This is a genomic window from Botryobacter ruber (assembly GCF_003347595.2).
Taxonomy (GTDB): domain Bacteria; phylum Bacteroidota; class Bacteroidia; order Cytophagales; family Hymenobacteraceae; genus Pontibacter; species Pontibacter ruber_A.
Map to the genome: position 1 here is coordinate 116,704 of NZ_QCZK02000059.1, position 18,869 is coordinate 135,572.

The 18,869-nt window shown below is 50.6% G+C and carries 10 protein-coding genes; 3 read left to right on the plus strand and 7 right to left on the minus strand.

The window, feature by feature from the left end:
* The first annotated feature begins 6 nt into the window (after positions 1-6).
* From DCW36_RS21015 to DCW36_RS21025, 3 genes are all read left to right on the plus strand, one after another.
* Positions 7-1,050, plus strand: coding sequence for an ABC transporter permease subunit (locus tag DCW36_RS21015; protein ID WP_114781715.1), 1,044 nt, complete (start codon positions 7-9; stop codon positions 1,048-1,050).
* 5 nt (positions 1,051-1,055) lie between these two features.
* On the plus strand, positions 1,056-2,567 hold the full coding sequence (locus DCW36_RS21020; protein ID WP_114781716.1) for an FGGY family carbohydrate kinase: 1,512 nt from the start codon (positions 1,056-1,058) through the stop codon (positions 2,565-2,567).
* A 747-nt stretch (positions 2,568-3,314) separates the two neighbouring features.
* Positions 3,315-4,610, plus strand: coding sequence for a glucuronyl esterase domain-containing protein (locus tag DCW36_RS21025; RefSeq protein WP_205702974.1), 1,296 nt, complete (start codon positions 3,315-3,317; stop codon positions 4,608-4,610).
* Between the two features lie 143 nt (positions 4,611-4,753).
* On the opposite strand, the gene DCW36_RS21030 is transcribed toward DCW36_RS21025, so the two are convergent.
* The 7 genes from DCW36_RS21030 to DCW36_RS21060 all read right to left on the minus strand — a co-directional run bounded on the left by DCW36_RS21030 (position 4,754) and on the right by DCW36_RS21060 (position 18,677).
* Positions 4,754-6,199 carry a pectate lyase family protein gene (locus tag DCW36_RS21030; protein ID WP_240676263.1) on the minus strand — a complete coding sequence of 482 codons (1,446 nt, stop codon included), beginning with the start codon at positions 6,197-6,199 and terminating at the stop codon, positions 4,754-4,756.
* A gap of 233 nt (positions 6,200-6,432) precedes the next feature.
* A complete protein-coding gene (locus tag DCW36_RS21035) occupies positions 6,433-8,475 on the minus strand; it encodes an aceric acid hydrolase (RefSeq protein WP_114781743.1) in 2,043 nt (680 codons plus the stop codon).
* 91 nt (positions 8,476-8,566) lie between these two features.
* Complete coding sequence (locus tag DCW36_RS21040; RefSeq protein ID WP_114781717.1) at positions 8,567-10,096, minus strand: sodium:solute symporter; 1,530 nt, start codon at positions 10,094-10,096, stop codon at positions 8,567-8,569.
* Entirely contained in the window at positions 10,093-11,040 is a 948-nt protein-coding gene (locus DCW36_RS21045) for a dihydrodipicolinate synthase family protein (RefSeq protein ID WP_114781718.1), read from the minus strand. Before DCW36_RS21045 ends, DCW36_RS21040 begins: the two co-directional genes overlap by 4 nt.
* A 625-nt stretch (positions 11,041-11,665) precedes the next feature.
* Positions 11,666-13,456, minus strand: coding sequence for an L-fucose isomerase (locus DCW36_RS21050; protein ID WP_114781719.1), 1,791 nt, complete (start codon positions 13,454-13,456; stop codon positions 11,666-11,668).
* 379 nt (positions 13,457-13,835) lie between these two features.
* Positions 13,836-15,632: a RagB/SusD family nutrient uptake outer membrane protein gene (locus tag DCW36_RS21055; RefSeq protein WP_125185349.1), complete on the minus strand. Its 1,797-nt coding sequence runs from the start codon at positions 15,630-15,632 to the stop codon at positions 13,836-13,838.
* A gap of 24 nt (positions 15,633-15,656) precedes the next feature.
* Positions 15,657-18,677, minus strand: coding sequence for a SusC/RagA family TonB-linked outer membrane protein (locus tag DCW36_RS21060; protein ID WP_114781721.1), 3,021 nt, complete (start codon positions 18,675-18,677; stop codon positions 15,657-15,659).
* Between the last annotated feature and the right edge of the window lie 192 nt (positions 18,678-18,869).

The following is an 18,869-nucleotide window of genomic DNA, read 5'->3' on the forward strand; positions in this document are numbered from 1 at the left end:
GACATTATGAGTCCTAAAGTTTACGTGGAAGAGAAGAAAACAAAGCCCAATGGCGCTGCTGTAGCAAAGCCCCTACAGGGTCCGGCCGACTACAAGCGCTACCTGGTTAAGTTTCAGTCGCTGATTGCGCTCTTTATTCTTTGCCTGGTTATCGGGCTGTTGTCCGACAAGTTTTTCACGGTAGCCAATGGCTGGAACGTGATGCGTCAGATTTCGGTGAACATCTGTATATCAGTGGGCATGACCCTGGTGGTGCTCACTGCCGGTATCGACTTATCCGTTGGTTCCATCCTGGCGCTTTGCGGTGCCATCACGGCGGGTCTGCTTAAGTTCGGGCTGGAGTTTCCGGGAATGGATATGTTTGTGGGCTTTACCATGCTGGGCGCTGTGCTAGCGGGCATCCTCACCGGCACCTCACTCGGCATGTTCAACGGCTGGACCATCACCCGGTTTAAGGTGCCGCCTTTCGTAGCCACCCTCGCCATGCTCACGATTGCCCGCGGGCTTACCATGCTTTGGACCGAAGGCTTCCCGATTTCCAACCTCGGCAGCAACTTCGCTTACCTCGGCACCGGTTGGCTACTGGGCATCCCGGTGCCGGTCTGGATATCCGGTGTAATCGTGCTGGCAGCCGTAATCGTTACGAAGAAGACCAGGCTGGGCCGTTACATCTACGCCATCGGCGGTAACGAAAGCGCCGCCCGGCTTTCGGGCATCAACATCAACCGCATTAAAATCATCGTGTATGCCATCGCCGGTGCCTTGGCAGCCATTGGTGGCCTGATTGTTACCTCCCGTCTGAATTCCGCACAACCCAATGCCGGCATCAGCTACGAGCTCGACGCCATCGCCGCTGTGGTGATAGGCGGTACTTCGCTCTCCGGTGGAAGAGGAACCATACTGGGCACTGTCCTGGGCGCTATCATTATTGGCGTACTCAACAACGGCCTGGTGCTCCTGGATGTATCGCCGTTCTGGCAGCAGGTGGTAAAAGGCTTCGTTATCCTGCTCGCCGTCATTATCGACAAAGCCAACTCTAAAGGGGAATAAGACACATGAAAAACAACTATATCCTGGCCGTAGACCAGGGCACCAGCAGTACCAAAACCATTATTTTTGACGCGCAGGGCAAGGCTATTGCCAGGGGTTCCGAGCCGCTCAAATCGTATTACGAAGGCGAGCGCGTGGAGCAGGACCCGGAGGAAATTTACCGCAACGTACTGGCTTCCGTAGCACAATGTCTGCAGGATTTCAAAGCCAAAGGCGGCGACCTCAGCAGCATTACGGCCTGCGGCATTTCGAATCAGCGCGAAACGTTTGTGGTGTGGGATGAGGCCGGAAAGCCGCTTTACAACGCCGTGGTGTGGCAGTGCAAACGCTCCGTTGGGGTGTGCGAGCGCCTGAAAGAAGAAGGACTGGAGCCGCTCATCAAATCCAAAACCGGCCTGCTAATCGACCCTTACTTTTCCGGCAGCAAACTCATCTGGCTTTACGAAAATGAGGAGAAAGTACGGCAGGCCATCGACAGCGGCAAAGCTTATTTCGGCACAATAGATACCTGGCTGCTCTACAAGCTCACGAACGGCCAGAGTTACCTCACCGACCACACCAACGCCTCCCGCACCCTGTTCTTCAACCTGGCAACGCTCGACTGGGATAAAGAATTGCTGGCAGCCTTCGGCCTTACCGGGTTAAACTTACCAACACCGCAGCCTTCTTCTTCCCATTTTGCCGCAGCTGATTTTAACGGATTACTGGAGAAACCTATCCCCATCACCGCTATGATAGGCGATTCGCATGCCGCTGCCTTTGGCGAAGGCTGTTTTGCCCCCGGCACGGCCAAGGCCACCATGGGTACAGGTTCTTCTATCCTGATGAACATCGGGGCCGAAGCACGCGACTCGGAAAGAGGCATGGTGACTACCATCTGCTGGAGCACCGAAGACCGCACCGATTATGCCCTGGAAGGCGTTATCGTAACCTGCGGCGCGACCATCGAGTGGCTGAAGAACGAACTGAACCTGATTACCGACAGCAAAGAAACAGAAGCCATGGCCCGTGCCGTGGCCAACAATAATAGCGTTTACCTGGTACCCGCCTTCAGCGGCCTCGGCGCCCCCCACTGGGACATGAACCGCAAAGGCTCCATTGTAGGCCTCACCTTCGGCAGCAACAAAAACCACCTGGTGCGGGCAGCGCTGGAGTCTATCCCCTACCAGATAAAAGACGTGATTGTAGCCATGGAGCAGGACACCGGCATTGCGCTGCAGGAGCTGATGGTAAACGGCGGCATCACGGCGAACAAATTCGTGATGCAGTTCCTCGCCGACCTGCTCGAGCGCCCGGTGGTAAACATGGGTATGCCGGATGTATCTGCCTTAGGCGCTGCTTATTTAGCAGGCCTGAAAGCAGGCGTGTACGAGAGCCTGGACCACCTGAAATCGCTCAACAGCGATAAATCCGTTACCACTCCCGGCGAAGACGTGGAGAAGGTAAAAACCTACTACAAAGGCTGGCAGGCTGCTGTTGGCAGTGGTGTGGTGGCAAAACCGGTGTTGCAGGAATAGACGCTCTGTTTTACATTTTCACAAAAGGCTCTTGTTAACCGCGGTGGTTACAGGAGCCTTTTTTATCTTTACCCCTGAGGCACCTGCTCCCATGACCTCGCAGCGTCTTCCAGACCTGCGAGCGTCTTTTGTTCTTCACATTTTGTCTGAATCAGGATTAACAGAATTTCAGAATTTTCAGGATTGGTTTAATCTTCAAAAAGTTCTGTTTGTGCGCCACTAAAACCAAGATAACAGCAGCAACAAAAGTTTGTAGGCACGAAAGATATTCTGTTAATCCTAAAATTCCGTAAATCCTGATTCAGACAAGTTCATAAAGCAGCAGTGGCAATGGTGGCAGGTGCAGTAAACCTTTTTGGACGTTGAGCAGGCTATCAGGCTATGATATGATAGGTAGTGTAGCAGCATGTTATGCTTGTTCCCACAGAGCCTTGTAAAGCCGTAGCTAAAATAGTAATTGTTATGATGCTACGAAGCACCGCCGCCAACCAGGTGCGTAAATTGACACTCCACTGTTCGAGCGTTCAGCGAGTTTGGAGGGTCTTGATTTTTTTGGTTCTTTTTGTATCAAGACAAAAAGAACAAGAAAGCCAGCTATGAAACTGATTACACTTGCTACCAAAGCCACAATAGCATCTATGCCAACGAGAACTACACCACCAGTAGCAGCATCTAAAGGACATTGCTCACAAGATTCTTCCAGAATGACAAAAAGATAAAACTCTATTTCTATACATACCAACACCCATGTTTATCAAATACCACTACAAACCGCTTCTCCTCCTTCTCCTAACCTTCATAGCACCTCTCACCACAGCCTCTGCTCAAAACTTCGACGAGTCGAAAGTAGCACTCTACACCCTCCCCGACCCGCTGACGTTCCAGGACGGCTCCAAGGTGAAGACGCCGAAGCAGTGGCACACGAAGCGGCGGGCGGAGTTGCTGGAGCTGTTCGAAAGCGAGATGTACGGCAGGTCGCCGGGTAAGCCGGAAAACATGACCTTTAAGGTGTTTGAAAAAGACCCGCAGGCACTGAACGGGAAGGCGACGCGCAAGCAGGTAACGGTGTACTTTACCGGCAAAGAAGACGGCCCGCAGATGGACATCCTGCTCTACATCCCCAACCACGTCAAAAAACCTGTACCTGCTTTCCTGGGGCTGAACTTCCAGGGGAACCATGCTATCCACACCGACCCGAACATCAAGCTTTCGCCAAACTGGGTATGGCCGGGCGGGGCCGGTGTCGTGGACGGTATTTCTACGGAAGCCTCGCGCGGTGCCACCGCCAGCCGCTGGCCAATTGAACTGATTCTGGAACGAGGTTATGCCGTGGCAACCGTCTACGCCGGCGATATAGACCCCGACAAGCACGACGACTTCAAAAATGGCGTACACGCGCTCTACCCGGAACTGCAGAACCGCGGCGACAATTTCAGCACGATGGCTGCCTGGGCCTGGGGCCTCAGCCGCGCCCTCGATTACCTGGAAACCGACAAGCAGATTAATGCAAAGAAGGTGATGCTGTTCGGCTTTTCGCGAATGGGCAAAGCCGCCTTATGGGCAGGCGCACGCGACGAACGCTTTGCGATGGTCATCAGCAACATGTCGGGAGGTGGCGGGGCTGCTTTATCCAAGCGTAAGTTTGGGGAAGATGTGGAACGCCTCACCCGCGGCAACCGCCACTGGTTTGCTGCAAATTTCAAGAAGTACAACAAAAACGAAGAAGCCCTGCCCTTCGACCAGCACATGCTGCTGGCCCTCATCGCCCCGCGCCCGCTCTACATAGCCAGTGCCGAAGAAGACAGAGGCGCAGACCCACGCGGCGAATTCTTAGCCGCCAAAGCCGCTGACCCGGTCTATCGTTTTTTGGGCACCGAAGGACTGCCGGCGCAGGAGTTTCCGCCGGTGAATCATCCTGTTCAAGGCCGCATCGGCTACCACATCCGCTCCGGTAAACACGATGTAACGGAGTATGACTGGAAGCAGTACCTGAACTTTGCCGATAAGCATATCAAGAAGGGGAAGCAGAAGAAGCAGCGGTAGGGATGGCTGGTGCAGCTGATTATTTTAGCAGCAGAGGCTGTGGTGGCAGCTGCAGTAAACAAAATTGCCCTCCTGCCAGAAGAAAAGCGCTGTAGCTTTATCTTCTGGCAGGAGGGCAGAAACCGGAGACGTGAAACTTCTCTTTACTTCTTAGCCTTCACAGCGCCTTTTCCCTTTACCGGGTCCGTCCCGTTCAGGTATTCTTCCAGGTTGGTGTATCCATCACCATTCAAATCACCGTTCCGGTCTTCGGGGTTGCTGGGGTTAAGGCCATATTTCTTTTCCCATTCGTCGGGCATACCGTCCTTGTCGGTATCCACTGGAGCTTTGCCGCCTTTGAAGGCTGGCCAACCACCTACGGCTGAGGGAGAATCGATGATGCCAGTTCCGCCGTGGGAGCCTTTTCCGGTAGCGGTTCCGGTGCGTGTTTCTTCTACTATTCTTTTATCCACTGCATCGCGTGCGGGTAAAGTAGCTCCGGCATTTTGAAGTACCGTTTTGTACGCCTCTGCTGCACTTTTCTCCGGTAAAGCGACACTTACCTCGAAAGCTTTAGCGGCTTTGGCTTCGTCTCTTTTGGCTTCAGGCACTTTTTTGAGGTCTACGGCGAGCCAGTTGTTTTTGGTCATGGCTGGGTTGCCTTCCATCACGTTTCCGGAAACGTACCACTGGCCGATGCCTTTGGCTTTGTTTTCGTTATAGCTGGCCTGTACAAACTTCAGTTCTTTGGGTGTGGCAGGTCCTGGTTTGTAGTAGTTGTTCACCAGGTTGAGTTTTGAGGCGCCGCCTGGTATTTCTACCTCGCCACCGTAAGCTGCATTGGCATTGCCCCAGTTGTAGATAACGTTGTGGCGGTAATCTACCAGCGCAATGGTATCGTGGGCGCGGGCGCCGTTGAAGCGGATAGCACGGCTGTTGAGGTGTGCCATCAGGTTGTGGTGGTACGAGGCATTTTGTCCGCCCCACACGCCACCATAGCCACGCACGCCTTTCATATGCCCTGCCTTATACAGGCCTTCGCTGATGATGCTCCATTGCACCGTCGTGTTTTTGGTATCGTACATAGCGGCTACCTCTTCGTTTGCCCAGCTAAAAGAACAGTGGTCGACAATCACATCGTGGCAGTTCTCCATATCAAAGCCGTACAGGCCTCTCGGGTCGGTGCCGCCGGGACGGGAGCGGATGTAGCGCACGATGATATTGCCGTGGTTCCCACCCTGGCTTTTGGCCCTGGCCCCGTTGATGATAAAGGAATGGCCTTTCAGGGTAATGCCGTCGCCGGGAGCAGTCTGGCCTGCTATGGTTATGTTGGAACGCTTCACATTAACAGGCGACTGCAGCTCAATGGTACCGCCTACCTGAAACACAATCGTAATAGGCTCGCCGGGATATTCTTCAAACGCTTGCCGGAAACTGCCGGGACCGGAATCGTTCAGGTTAGTTACTTCTACTACTTTGCCTCCTCTGCCGCCGGTGGCGTATTTTCCAAAACCTTCCGCTCCGGGAAAAGCCAGTTGCTGTGCACTGGCAGCGCTTAGGGTGAAAGGGGCGATGGCGTAGAGGAGGTACTTTAATAGGTTAGATTTCATGTGCTTGAAAGGGCGTTTATTATATTTTTAAAAATTTTCTGCAGGGACAGGTCGCGACCTGTCCAATCGGCTGCGAATAATCGTGCACCAATTAAATAAACATACATCTGCTAGATAACCAAAATCCAACGAAAGAAATGATTGCAGAATTGCCGGTCCACGATTGGACAGGTCGCGACCTGTCCCTACTACATAAAAAAATCAGGACAGGTGGTGGCCTGTCCTGAAATCAATTATCTGTTCAATGGCATCCAGACAGACATTTCGGAATGGCCTCTGTTGCCCCAGGCATAGTAAGGGACCAATCTTACCTGCATGGCCTGGTCTTTTTTGGAAACCTCGCGGTACAGTTGGTTCTTCCACTCTTTATCCTGCACCACCTGGGCTTTTCCTTCCAGGCTCATCACGTCGCTGTTTTCAATTTTAATGAGCTTCGGCGTAAACTGAATATCGGCAGGAATCGCTACGTTGAAAATATCCTGTCCTTTCGGGAAGTCCACCGACTCTACGCAGTACACTACAGGTCCTCGCTTAACAGCCACCTGGCCACGGGTTTCTTCTACCAGCGGATTTGCTTCAATCAGCTTGGCCTCCATGGGCAGAATCAGCTCTACTTTATCGCCTTTGCTCCATTTGCCGCTTATCTCTGCATATTCGCCTGGTGTTACTTTGGCGTCAGCAGGTTTTCCGTTTACAAGAATCTTCGCATCGTTTGCCCATCCCGGAATACGCATAAACAGGGAGAACTCTTTTTTGCGCGGCACCTGGTCCAGCGTTACATTGATGTTGCCATCCCACGGATAGTTCGTTACCTGTGTTAGCTTCACCTCGGAACCATCTTTGAGTTTGGTAGCCAGTTTGCTGCCACCGTACAGGTTAAACCAAAGGCCTTTGTCGGATACGCTGTAGGCGTAGTTGTTTACTTCGGCTACGGTGCGCACCACGTTTGGCGGGCAGCAGTTGGAGAGGCCGATGTAGCCAACACGGTCTTTAGACCAGCGCTGCTTAAACGGCAGTTCGTCTGAGTACGCCAGCGGGTTGGTGTACAAAAATTCGGTTCCTTTCAGGCTGATGCCCGAGAGCACGCTGTTGTACAGGGCCAGTTCCATCACATCGGCATACTGTGCTTTACCGGTCAGCTGCAGCATGCGCCAGTTCCAGAGTACGTTGCCAATGTTGGCGCAGGTTTCGTTGTGAGCCGTATGGTTCGGCAACTGGTAATCGCGTCCGAAGGCCTGGTGGATTTTCTGTACATCCTTCGGGTTATAAGAAGTTCCGTCCGGCGATACGCCGTCGTAGAGGGAGCCTAAGCCACCGGTAACGTACATTTTGTGTTGCGTCACATCGTCCCACATCAGGTCGAGCGTGTTGAGCAGCGTCTTGTCACCAGTTTCGGCGTATACGTCGGCTACACCGGCATACAGGTAACTGGCTCTAACGGCGTGGCCCATGGCTTTCGTCTGGTCGCGGAACGGGATGCGGTCCTGGTTGTCGTCGGTACCTTCGTCGGTCAGGCCACGGATGTTAATCAGGTTCTGGGCCAGCTCCAGGTATTTTTTGTCGCCGGTGGTGCGGTACATTTCCACAATACCCATGTAGTGCGACGGGCAGATAGCGTTACGCGCCAGTTGCGGTGAAGCTGTTTTGTAGTAGTTGTACAGGAAGTCAGTGGCTTTGATAGCAACATTAAGCAGGTTCGTTTTGCCTGTTGCACGGTGATGCACGCAGGCGGCTGTCATTAAGTGCCCCAGGTTGTAAGTTTCAAAATTTACTTTATCCTGGAAAGCAGAACCACTGCCCTTGTCATTCTTTTTCTGGATGATAGCAGGCGTATAGATGTAGCCATCCGGCTGCTGCACTTTGGCAATTACAGCAATGGCACGGTCCATTTCCTTGTCCAGTTGCGGGTCTTTGGTAATGGCATAGGTAGCAGCCAACGACTCCAGTACTTTGTAAAAGTCACCGTCGTGGAACGATGGGCCTTTGTGCTCGCCTTCGGCTAAACCTGCTGCAATCTCGAAGTTCCGGAACGCATGGCTTACCTCCGGGTTGTTGTAGATAGCCCAGATATTAGGCACCATGGCCTTTTGAGCAACCTGGAAACGGTCGGCCCAGAAGCCGTTCGTCCAGACAGCATCGCCTAAATCGACGCTGCTCAGTTTGGCATGCGAACTTTTGGAAGTGTTCACTAGAGGCTTGTTTTGCGCCACCAGCGAACCGCCTGATGCTAAAATACAACTTAATGCTACACAGAACGTGCGGGTAATTTTATTCATAAATATGTTATTTAAGGGCTGGATAAACATAACAGGTTAACTATTTTTAAAGTTCGCCAAACCTGTTTTTCTGCTAACGTCTGTTAAGTTATTATTTCATTTTAAGCTCTCTTTCTTTTCGCTCCTGTTCCGTTTGCTTCTTTCCGCCTGCCAGGATGGCCACGATAAAACCAACGATGAAGATGGTAGCAGTTCCTACCACTATGGCCAGGTTCGCATGCAACGGACTCTGAAACTGGAGCCACAGCCCATCGGTAAACAGCTTCGGCGAAAGGCTCGCCCAGGCAATGGCTACTATACCTGCCAACACACCCACTAAGGCATGGTTGCTCTGCACCTTATACGACACCACACCCAGCAGGAAAAGGCCCAGCATACCGCCGCTGAAGATAGACGACAAAGCCCACCAGGCATCGAGCGCACTCTTTACCTGCATCATCGCCAACGACACCACAATGCTGATAATGCCCATGATGAGCGAGGTAATATACAGCACCTTCATCGACTGCTTACCCGTTGCTCTTTTATTGAAAAAGCGCTTGTAGTAGTCGGTGAGGATAACGGTGGCGGAGCTGTTGATGCTCGTGGAAACGGTACTCATGCCTGCTGCAAAAATAGAGGCAATCAGTAAGCCGGTCACACCGGCCGGTAAACCGTTCACGATGAAGTAAGGAAATATTTTGTCGGCCATGCCTTCCGCTTTCAGTGCCTCAGGCAGCAACTGCGGCTGCGTCTGGTAGTAAGCAAACAGGGCTGTACCAATCATAAAGAACAGCAGCGATACGGGCACGTACAGCAGACTACCGAGCCAGGTAGAGGCAATGGCTTCTTTCTCTGATTTGGCGCTCATGTAGCGCTGCACATAGTTCTGGTCGATGCCGTAGTTCTGCAGGTTGATGAACAGGCCGTAGACCAGGATCACCCAAAACGTAGGCGCCGACACGCTGGAGCCAAAACTACCCAGACTAAATTTGTTATGTTCGCTTGCTATCGCCACCATTTCGGTTGCTCCACCCGGCATGGCGTAAATCAGCACGCCCAGGCAGGCCAGTGCACCTGCAATCAGGATGATGCCCTGAATAGCGTCTGTCCAGATAACCGCCTCGATACCGCCCATCATCGAATACAGCAGCACGCAAATGCCTGTAACAATAATGATGACTGGAATGCTCCAGCCAAACAGCGCGTTCATAGGCAGCGCCAGTAGGTACATGATAGCGCCCATACGCGCCAGCTGCGTGAGCAGGTAGCAGATGGAAGCATACACACGCGCCCAGGGACCGAAGCGGGTTTCGAGGTAGTAGTAGGCCGATACGCTGTTGATTTTCCGGTACAGCGGCACAAAAAACTTAATGGCAATCAGCGAGGCAAACGGAATGGACATGCTGAATACAAAGCCGTTCCAGTTGCTCATGTAAGCGTTGCCGGGAAGCCCCAGGAAGCTGATACTGCTCACAAACGTAGCGAATATCGACATCCCCACAGCCCAGGAAGGCAGCCGTCCGCCGCCCACGGTATAGTCGTCGGCGGAGCGCTTCCGGAAGTAAAAGGAACAACCGAAGAGCACCACGCCCAACATATAAGCGATAATAACAATTATGTCTATTATGGGTAACTTCATAGGCTAAGGGAGGTGATTTCCTGCAACTGGCGCTGGATTTCTTTTAAATGCTCACGAACTTTCTCTTTCTCTTCTCCCTCGAACCTGCGGTGCGGTTGTGCCAGGTAATCGCTGCAGATACCCAGGAGCCCCAGGGTTGCTTTCACGCCTTTCAGGTAGCTGGTACCACTCTTGTCCACGGTATACAGGCGGGAACTGATTTCCAGCACCTGCGTCTGCAACACTCTTATCTTATCGAAATCTTTTGCAACAGCAGCGTTGTATAAATCCACGTAAAGGCTCGGGAACATATTAGCTCCACCATTCACCCCACCGTGTGCACCCATCAGCACGACTTCGGCTGTTACTTCTTCCGGACCTACCAGCAGCGAGAACTCCGGCATATGCCGCATGGTATGGCACAGCATCTGGAAGTAAACCGTGTTGCCGGAGCTGTCTTTCAGGCCCACAATATTTTTGTGCTCGGAAAGTGTTTTTACCGTAGCCGGCTCAAACGACACCTTGGTGTGCGACGGCATGTTATACAAAAACAGCGGCAGCGACACCTGGTCGGCCAGCGCACTGAAGTACGATACCAGTTCCGGCTGGCTTGGCGTGTAGTAATAAGGCGGCGCTGCCACCACAGCTGCTGCACCCGCTTCGGCAGAGGCCTCTGCCAGACGAACGGCTTCCGACATAACCGTGTCGGTGATGCCTACCAGTACGGGCACACGTCCTGCCACCTGCTCACAGGTGCGCTTCACGAGTTCGTGGCGCAGGTGGTAGCTCAGGTTGGGCGCTTCGCCGGTGGTACCCAGCACAAACAAGCCATGCGCTCCTCCTGCTAAAATATGTTCAATCAACCGCTCCAGTCCTTCAACATCCAGTGTTTCGTTGTCGAGCAGGGGCGTTACAATAGGAGGAATAATTCCCTTCAGTGGCTGTGGCAATGTTTGCTGTTTCATTATGATGGAAAATAAATTTTTTGCTGTTTTGAGTTTCTAGGTCTCCTGTCCCAGAAGAAAATTATTGTTTTTGCTGGTGCGAGCTTGTAGCTCGTACCACATTTTATTTCCTACCCCCAATATCCATTTACAACTGCTGCTGCTCATGTGAGAGTAGCGGTACGAGCTACAAGCTCGCACCAGCTTTTCTATTTTCTTTTGCTTCTTCGGATTTATCAATCCGAAGAATTACTGTTGCGGGTCTCCAGACCCGCGTGCGTCGGCTTTTGGTTTGCGAGGATTAAGAAATCCTCTACAGTCAACTTTCGGATTGATAAATCCAAAAGAGCAGAATTAATCTTTATAAAAATGTTCTCTGCACCTGCCACCATTGCCTCTGCTCCTTGCAAAACACTGCTTCAGGTTTAGCGCAGCGTAACCTGGAGCTTTTTATGAAGCAAGTTTTCAACTTGCGTGCATGTGCAGGTTGAAAACGTTAGTTTCGACAATGGATAGTTTCAGGCACGCAAGTTGAAAACTTGCTTCAATATAAACCACAAATTACGGCTGCGCCTAAACTTGCAGTAGTGGTAGCAGCGGTACGAGCTATAAGCTCGCACCAGCACCAACTTTCACTATTTCTTTCCTAATACAAAGTACCGTAAGTCTGGCAGGCTCGGTAGTCGGAACCTTCCGGGTCCATACCGAAGGCGGCCCAGGCGCTGGGGCGGAAAACTTTTTCTTCCGACACGTTGTGCATGCACACCGGGATGCGGAGCATGGAAGCCAGCGTGATGAAGTCGGCGCCAACGTGGCCGTAGGTCACGACACCATGGTTGGAACCCCAGTTGTTCATCACGGAGTACACATCGCGGAAAGCGCCGGTGCCGGTCAGGTTTGGCACGAACCAGGTGGTTGGCCAGGTTTTGTCGGTGCGCTGGTCGAGGGTGTTGTGCACTTCTTCGGGCAGGTCGATGGACCAGCCTTCGGCGATTTGCAGTACCGGGCCCAGTCCTTTTATCAGGTTTACGCGGGTCATGGTAACGGGCATACCGCCTTTGGTGAGGAAGTTGGAGGAGTAACCGCCGCCTCTGAAATATTCAAGTGTCGCCGGATACCAGGTGGTGGCATCGAGGCATTTCTTCGCTTCTTCTTCTGTTATTTCCCAGAAAGGCTTCATGGCAGGCTGACCGTCTTTGCTTTGCTGACCGGTGCCGTCGAGGGTGCAGGAACCGGAGTTTATCAGGTGCAGGAAACCGTTGGCGGCAATACCTTCCAGTTGATGGCCAGTCACGCGCTTCACGGCGTCGGGGCTCCAGTAGGTGCGCACGTCGGCAAATATTTGTGCTGTATCGGTAAGCAGGTGACCGAAGAGCATGGCTACACCGTTAAGCGAATCATTTTCAGTCGCTACAACAAAGGCCTGGCGGATGCCGTTCCAGTCGAAAGAGGAGTTGAGGATGGCTTCGCTGAAGTCGCCGTTCGGCAGGAAGTCCGTCCACTGGCGCTGTCCCTGGAAACCGGATGCGATGGCGTTGTGGCCCATCGCTTCTTCGCCAAAACCCATCTCTTTAAGTTTCGGGTTGCCAATCATCAGGTCGCGGATAATGATGGTCATCTTCACGACAAATTCCCAGTCCGCATCCTTCTCTTCACGCGACTTCTGCTTGCTTTCGGGGTTGTAATCGGTGCCTTCCTTGCAGTTTTCACGGGTCCATGTAATGGCTTTTTCGAATTCCGCCTGGTCGAAAATGTTGTGCTGAATGCGGCGCAGTACTTCGGTAGAATCTACATACTCGGCACGCATGCCCAGGTACGACTCAAAGAAACCGGCATCTACAATAGAACCCGCAATACCCATCGACACAGAGCCCACTGACAGGTACGACTTGCCACGCATGGTCGCCACGGCCAGACCAGCCTTGGCAAAGCGCAGGAGCTTGTACTGCACATCTTCCGGAATGGTAGTATCGCCAATGTCCTGCACATCGTGCCCGTAGATACTGAAAGTTGGCAGGCCTTTCTGGTTATGACCGGCCAGAGCAGCTGCCAGGTATACCGCACCCGGACGCTCCGTTCCGTTAAAGCCCCAGATGGCTTTAGGCGTGTATGGGTTCATGTCGATGGTTTCGGTGCCGTAGCACCAGCAGGGCGTAACGGTCAGGGAAACACCCACGCCATTGTGCTCAAACTTTTCTGCCGCCATGGCAGCCTCGGCTACACCGCCTATACACTGGTCTGCTATCACGCATTCCACCGGCGCACCGTCCGGGTGGCGCAGGTTTTCTTCGTAAAAGCGGGCCACATTGCGGGCCATGTTCATGGTAGTGTCTTCCAGCGATTCGCGGATACCACCTAAGCGCCCGTCAATTACCGGACGAATACCGATTTTAGGCCTGTCGCCAATCAGTCGGTTTGTATAGTTTTGCTTGCTCATGTATGTTTTCTTTCAATTGCCTGCGTGGTTATAACCATCGCTTCGCTTTTTAGCTTTTATGTTGTTTTTCAACCAGGTGCAGCTGCACAGAGGCAACACACTATTGTTTGTTCATTTTTATTAGCAAATATAATATTTATTTTTGAAAATAAAATTTTTCCGGCAGCTCTATTTTGCATTCCAAAGCAGGGGTACTCCTATTACGGCAGGTACTGTTCAATTTACAATATCTTCAACTTTTTAAAAGCTGCTACGGTAACAAAACTTTATGCTGCAGAGGGAGTGGTGACAGGCGCAGTCTGCTTTTCTGCCCGACTATAAACAACAAAGGCACCCTTTGGAGGTGCCTTTGTTGTTTTTTTATTGCATACTATATGGCTTAGTTATAGCCTGGGTTTTGTCCGAACTCCTGCCCGTTTAACAGAGCATCCAGTTCTACCTGCGGCACTGGCCTTAACACGTGGTGAGGCTGAATCAGCGTAATATCGGGATTATATTCTCGAACACGCTCCACCAACTTACCGGTACGCTTCAAATCATACCAGCGGGTATGCTCACCGGCTAACTCCCTGGCACGCTCGTCCAAAATAAAGTTGACATCAACATCACCCGCAGTAATCTGCATATCTTCCACTTTACCAGGCAAGGCAGCTCTTGTACGAAGCACATTAATATACCTGGCTGCTTCTGTTGGATTACCTAACTGCAACTCTGCTTCTGCTGCGATTAAGTACATTTCAGCCAATCGTATAACAATTACGTCGTTATAACCAGGTTTTAAGTTTGGATCGGTTCTGGTGAGCGGATCGTCAAACTTTTTCAACTGCACAAAGTACCGGCCATCTTTAACAGCTCCGGTGGTAGCAGCATGATAAGTATCATTCCTGTCTATTACGATATAAGGTCTCATCGCCTCATTCGTAATTGCCTTTTTGGTAATATACAACGCAGTATCCTGCCCTGGAATAATTTTCTTACCCAAAAGACTCTGATCTTTGTTGTACTGGTTTATTCTTGCCTGCGTCCACTCCCATGGCTGTCCGGTAAAAGGATCAGTAGCATTTGCTATCCATGCTTCCCTGAAAGAGCCTTTATAACGTGAATCCTTTGTTTCATCAAAGAAATCCAGCAAGGCCAGCGTCGGCATCAGGCGCCTTTCCGAATCATTTCCGTATTCCAGGCTTCGCTTCAGGGCCGTAGATAAATTGGCATACTGCGGCATATACCACAGGTGCAGGCGGTTTGCGTTGTTATCAAAATTCAGTGAAGCGTTGTTTTGCGTATTGCTTACCACAAACAAGGCTTCCTTGTTCTTCTTGTTATTTTTGGGAGCCCACACATCTGCATAGGTTGACCAGAGTTCCACATCCAGTTCTCCTGTTCCGGCCGCACCTCCTACTAGTGCCATTCCCGATTTGCTCTTCGTAATCACGTTACGGGCAGCATCGCGGGCTAACTCGAAATACTGATTGCGCTCGGCGCCTGTCGAATAGTAAGCCCTGGAAAGATAAGCTTTTGCCAGCATGCCCATAGCAGCTTTCTTACTTGCCCGGCTATACTCTCCTCCCCACCCGCTTTGCAGGGGCAGGTTCTCAGCAGCAAACTTCAGATCTTCTATTATTACCTCATAAAAGGCTTCAACCGGGCTTCTCTGTGCTGTCAGTTCCACACTCTGCGTCTCCTGTGTGCGGAGCATAACGCCTCCGTACGTTTCTACCAGGTGCCAGTAATAGAAGGCCCGCAGAAACCGTAGTTCCCCCAGCCTCCTGTTTCGCTCCTGCTGAGAGGTAAAACCAGCGTCATCGATCCGGTTGATTCCGGCATTAGCATGGTTAATACTTTGCCAGAGCAGCTGCCAGAACTTTTTATTCGGATTGCCATCCAGCGGTGTCAGTCCTTCATACTTCGTTATCTGTCGTGCATAACCACCCAGGTTTTCATTAATCCAGAGGTCTGTGCCAGACTCAAACATAAATATGCCATCTTCTTTACCATAGAATTGTCGAAGGTCGCTGTAAGAAGCGTTTACTACTGTCAGAAATCCTTCAGGGGTACTCCAAACCGCATCGGCTGTAGCTCCTGAGGGGTTATATTCTTCCAGATCATTACAGGCAAAGGAGCCAATCGCCAGCGCCCCTACCATGCAACGGGAAATAAAATATTTAAAATTTTTCATATTCTCTTTAATCAAATTTATCAATTAGAAATCAAAATTTACACCAAAAACAAGCTGCCGGTTAATTGGGTAAGACTCTGAACCGCCACCTTCCGGATCATAATTATCCAGTAGATCGTTTTTAGTTACTACCAGCAGATTTGAGCCGGTTGCATACAGGCGAATGTTGCCAACCGATATCTTCTCAGACAGACTCTTAGGCAGGTTGTAACCCAGCGACAGGTTTCTGATTTTGAAGTAAGAACCATTTACAAAGGTTAATGCCTGGTAAGCTTTTAAGCTGCTCAGGTTAGTAAGCGCAGGACGCGGATAGTCATTAGTAGGATTCTCAGGTGTCCAGTAATCTATCATAGCCAGTGAACCATTTACCCCCTGCGGATCGTAACGGCCCAGGAACTCGGCATTGATCGTTTGTCCCCAACGTGCGAACAGGAAAATATCCAAATCGAATCCTTTGTAGCTAAAACTGTTACGGAAACCGCCAATCCATTTTGGCACAGAGGAACCAATAAACTGCCTGTCGTCGGAGTTAATTACGAAATCGCCATTCGTATCTTCAGCCTTGATATCGCCTGGTTGAAAAGCCGGACCAGTAGCGTTACCAAAATGGTATTTTGCAGCCTCATCTGCCTCATCCGATTGCCAGATACCTAACTTTTTATAAGTAAAGAAAGAGTTGATAGGGCGTCCAAGCAATAGTGAGTTTGTTTCGTTGTTGATAACATCAATACCGTTTACCAGATCTGTGATTTCTTCTCTGTTGCGGGTAAAGGTGATGGTGGAGTTCCATTTGAATGCACTGTTATCGATGTTTACCGTGTTAACTGACACCTCGACACCCTTATTACGGGTAGCAGCAATGTTCTCCAACACACTTACCTGACCGGTAGACTGCGGCAGTTGCCGGGCGTACAGGATGTCAGAGGTATTGGTACGATACAGGTCGATGTTGGCATTTACCCTGTTATTGAACAAGCCAAGATCCAATCCTACGTTCAGCGTTCGGGAATATTCCCAGCCAAGATCTACGTTACCTACCCTACCAGCAAACCGGTACATGGGTGCCGCAACATCATTTCCGAAACTTAAATTAGATATTGGATAAAGCAAGCTTTGTGTTTCATATGCTCCAACCCCGGAGTTACCAGTTAAACCATAGCTACCGCGTAACTTGATAAGGTTAACACCTGAAATAGTTGGCATGAAGGATTCTTCACTGATATTCCATCCGGCAGCTACCGACGGGAAAGCTTTAAATTTCTGCCCGGAAAGCACAGAGGAGCCATCGTAACGGTTGGTCAGCGTCAGCAAGTACCGGCTTTTGTAGCTATAGTTCAACCTGCCGGCATACGACATAGTATTAACTCGTGTAAAGCCTGATCCAATATTTCTACTACCCAGGTCAGTGCCAGCCAAGTTGTAAAAAGCCTGCGAAGCCAGCTGCTGATTAATGCCATTAGCAAAATAGCTGTCGTTGTCGGATTGCGTATAGTTGGTAAGCGCTGTAACCGTAAAAGAATGATCGGCTATTTCTTTGGTATACGTCAGGATATTGTCCCAATGATAGAACTTACTGAATGCTGTATTAACCTGTGCAAAAGAAGTTCCTTCGTTTCTGCGTGTAAAAGATTCCGCATCATAGTACTCGCCCCTTCTGCTGTTGTTGAGCCTGGAACCGAAGTTTGACCGGAAGGTAAGGCCTTTTACAGGCGTTAATTCCAGGTAAGCGTTCAGGTTCACATTGGTTTGAGCCGTGTTATCTCTCATTGCATTCGGTATTTCATCGGCTAATGGACTAACGGTAGTGCTGTTAGCGATCGGACGAAAAACAATGTCACCATTTTCATTGTAAGGCGTTCCCAGTGGAACAGCCGAAATACCAGCTGACAACGGATCTCTTCTGCCGTTTCTGTCGTTGTACGTTACCTGGCTCAGTAAACCTACTTTTATCCAATCGGTTACCTTCTGATCCAGGTTCAGGCGCACATTGTAGCGCTTCATATCGTTCAGGCGGTACATACCTTCTTCCTGGAAGTAGCCTGCCGAAAAGAAAGCTTTCGTATTTTCGGAACCGCCACGCACCGATACGGTGTGACTCTGCTGTTTACCGTTTCGCATAAGTAAGTCTACCCAATCAACCCACTGACCAGCCTCAATAGCTGCGAGTTCCTGCGCTTCGAAAGCAACGGCATCGTCAGCAGGGCTTGACCATCTTCCGGCAGCACGATACGCTTCCCGACGAAGCTTCAGGTAATCATCCCCCAGTCGTCTTTCCGGGAATGGTGTTAAGCCATTCACACCGTAATAACCATTGTAAGAAATTTTTGGTTTTCCTTCCTTACCTCTTTTTGTTGTAATAATAATTACACCGTTTGCACCCTGCGATCCGTAAATGGCAGTTGCAGAAGCATCCTTCAATATCTCAATAGATTCAATATCATTCGGGTTCAGGTCGTTCACATTACCGCCCTGGAATCCGTCGATGATGTACAAAGGATCGTTGCTACCGGTAAGCGATCTGTTTCCGCGGATCCTGACAGTTGGATTGGCTCCTGCAGATCCGGAACTTCTTACAATATCGATACCAGGCGCACGCCCCTGGATGGCTTCTACCGCACTGTGCGTAGGCGTTTTTGTAATTTCCTCGGACTTTACAGTAGCAACCGAACCGGTTAAATCTCTTCTTTTTACGGCACCATACCCAATCACCACCACTTCATCCAGCACCTTGTTATCAGCGGCCATGGTCACATTGATGGTAGACCGGCTATTGATCGGCACCTCCTGGTTCTTGTATCCAACATAGGAGATCACCAGCGTTCCAGCAGGATCTGGAACAGACAAAGAGAAATTACCGTCGATATCAGTCGTTGTACCTACCGAAGTCCCCTTCACCAGCACTGTCACACCAGGCAGCCCGGCGTTACTTTCATCGGTCACTTTTCCGCTTACTACTGTAGCTTGCGCAAAAGCTCCGACAACAGATAGAAAGAGTAGCGGGAGCATTAAAAAATACTTCAGCTCCTTTAATACAAATTGTTGCATAAGAGTTTAGTTAAAGTTAGTAAATAGTTGTTTGTTGTTTGTTGGTATTTAGTTGAAATTACCTCAGCTCAAGGAAAAGCTGCACCGGGTTCGCACTTGATTCTTTCTTCACAGGTAGTATGAAATAAACTGATTTGTTGACTGAAACTGCAAAAGGACATTTTATAAGCATTATGCTATATTTAAATACGC

Coding starts and splice junctions, on each gene's coding strand:
- DCW36_RS21020 (WP_114781716.1), top strand. CDS start 1,056: ATGAAAAACAACTATATCCTGGCCGTAGACCAGGGCACCAGCAGTACC.
- DCW36_RS21035 (WP_114781743.1), bottom strand. CDS start 8,475: ATGAATAAAATTACCCGCACGTTCTGTGTAGCATTAAGTTGTATTTTA.
- DCW36_RS21025 (WP_205702974.1), top strand. CDS start 3,315: ATGTTTATCAAATACCACTACAAACCGCTTCTCCTCCTTCTCCTAACC.
- DCW36_RS21015 (WP_114781715.1), top strand. CDS start 7: ATGAGTCCTAAAGTTTACGTGGAAGAGAAGAAAACAAAGCCCAATGGC.
- DCW36_RS21060 (WP_114781721.1), bottom strand. CDS start 18,677: ATGCAACAATTTGTATTAAAGGAGCTGAAGTATTTTTTAATGCTCCCG.
- DCW36_RS21050 (WP_114781719.1), bottom strand. CDS start 13,456: ATGAGCAAGCAAAACTATACAAACCGACTGATTGGCGACAGGCCTAAA.
- DCW36_RS21030 (WP_240676263.1), bottom strand. CDS start 6,199: ATGAAATCTAACCTATTAAAGTACCTCCTCTACGCCATCGCCCCTTTC.
- DCW36_RS21045 (WP_114781718.1), bottom strand. CDS start 11,040: ATGAAACAGCAAACATTGCCACAGCCACTGAAGGGAATTATTCCTCCT.
- DCW36_RS21040 (WP_114781717.1), bottom strand. CDS start 10,096: ATGAAGTTACCCATAATAGACATAATTGTTATTATCGCTTATATGTTG.
- DCW36_RS21055 (WP_125185349.1), bottom strand. CDS start 15,632: ATGAAAAATTTTAAATATTTTATTTCCCGTTGCATGGTAGGGGCGCTG.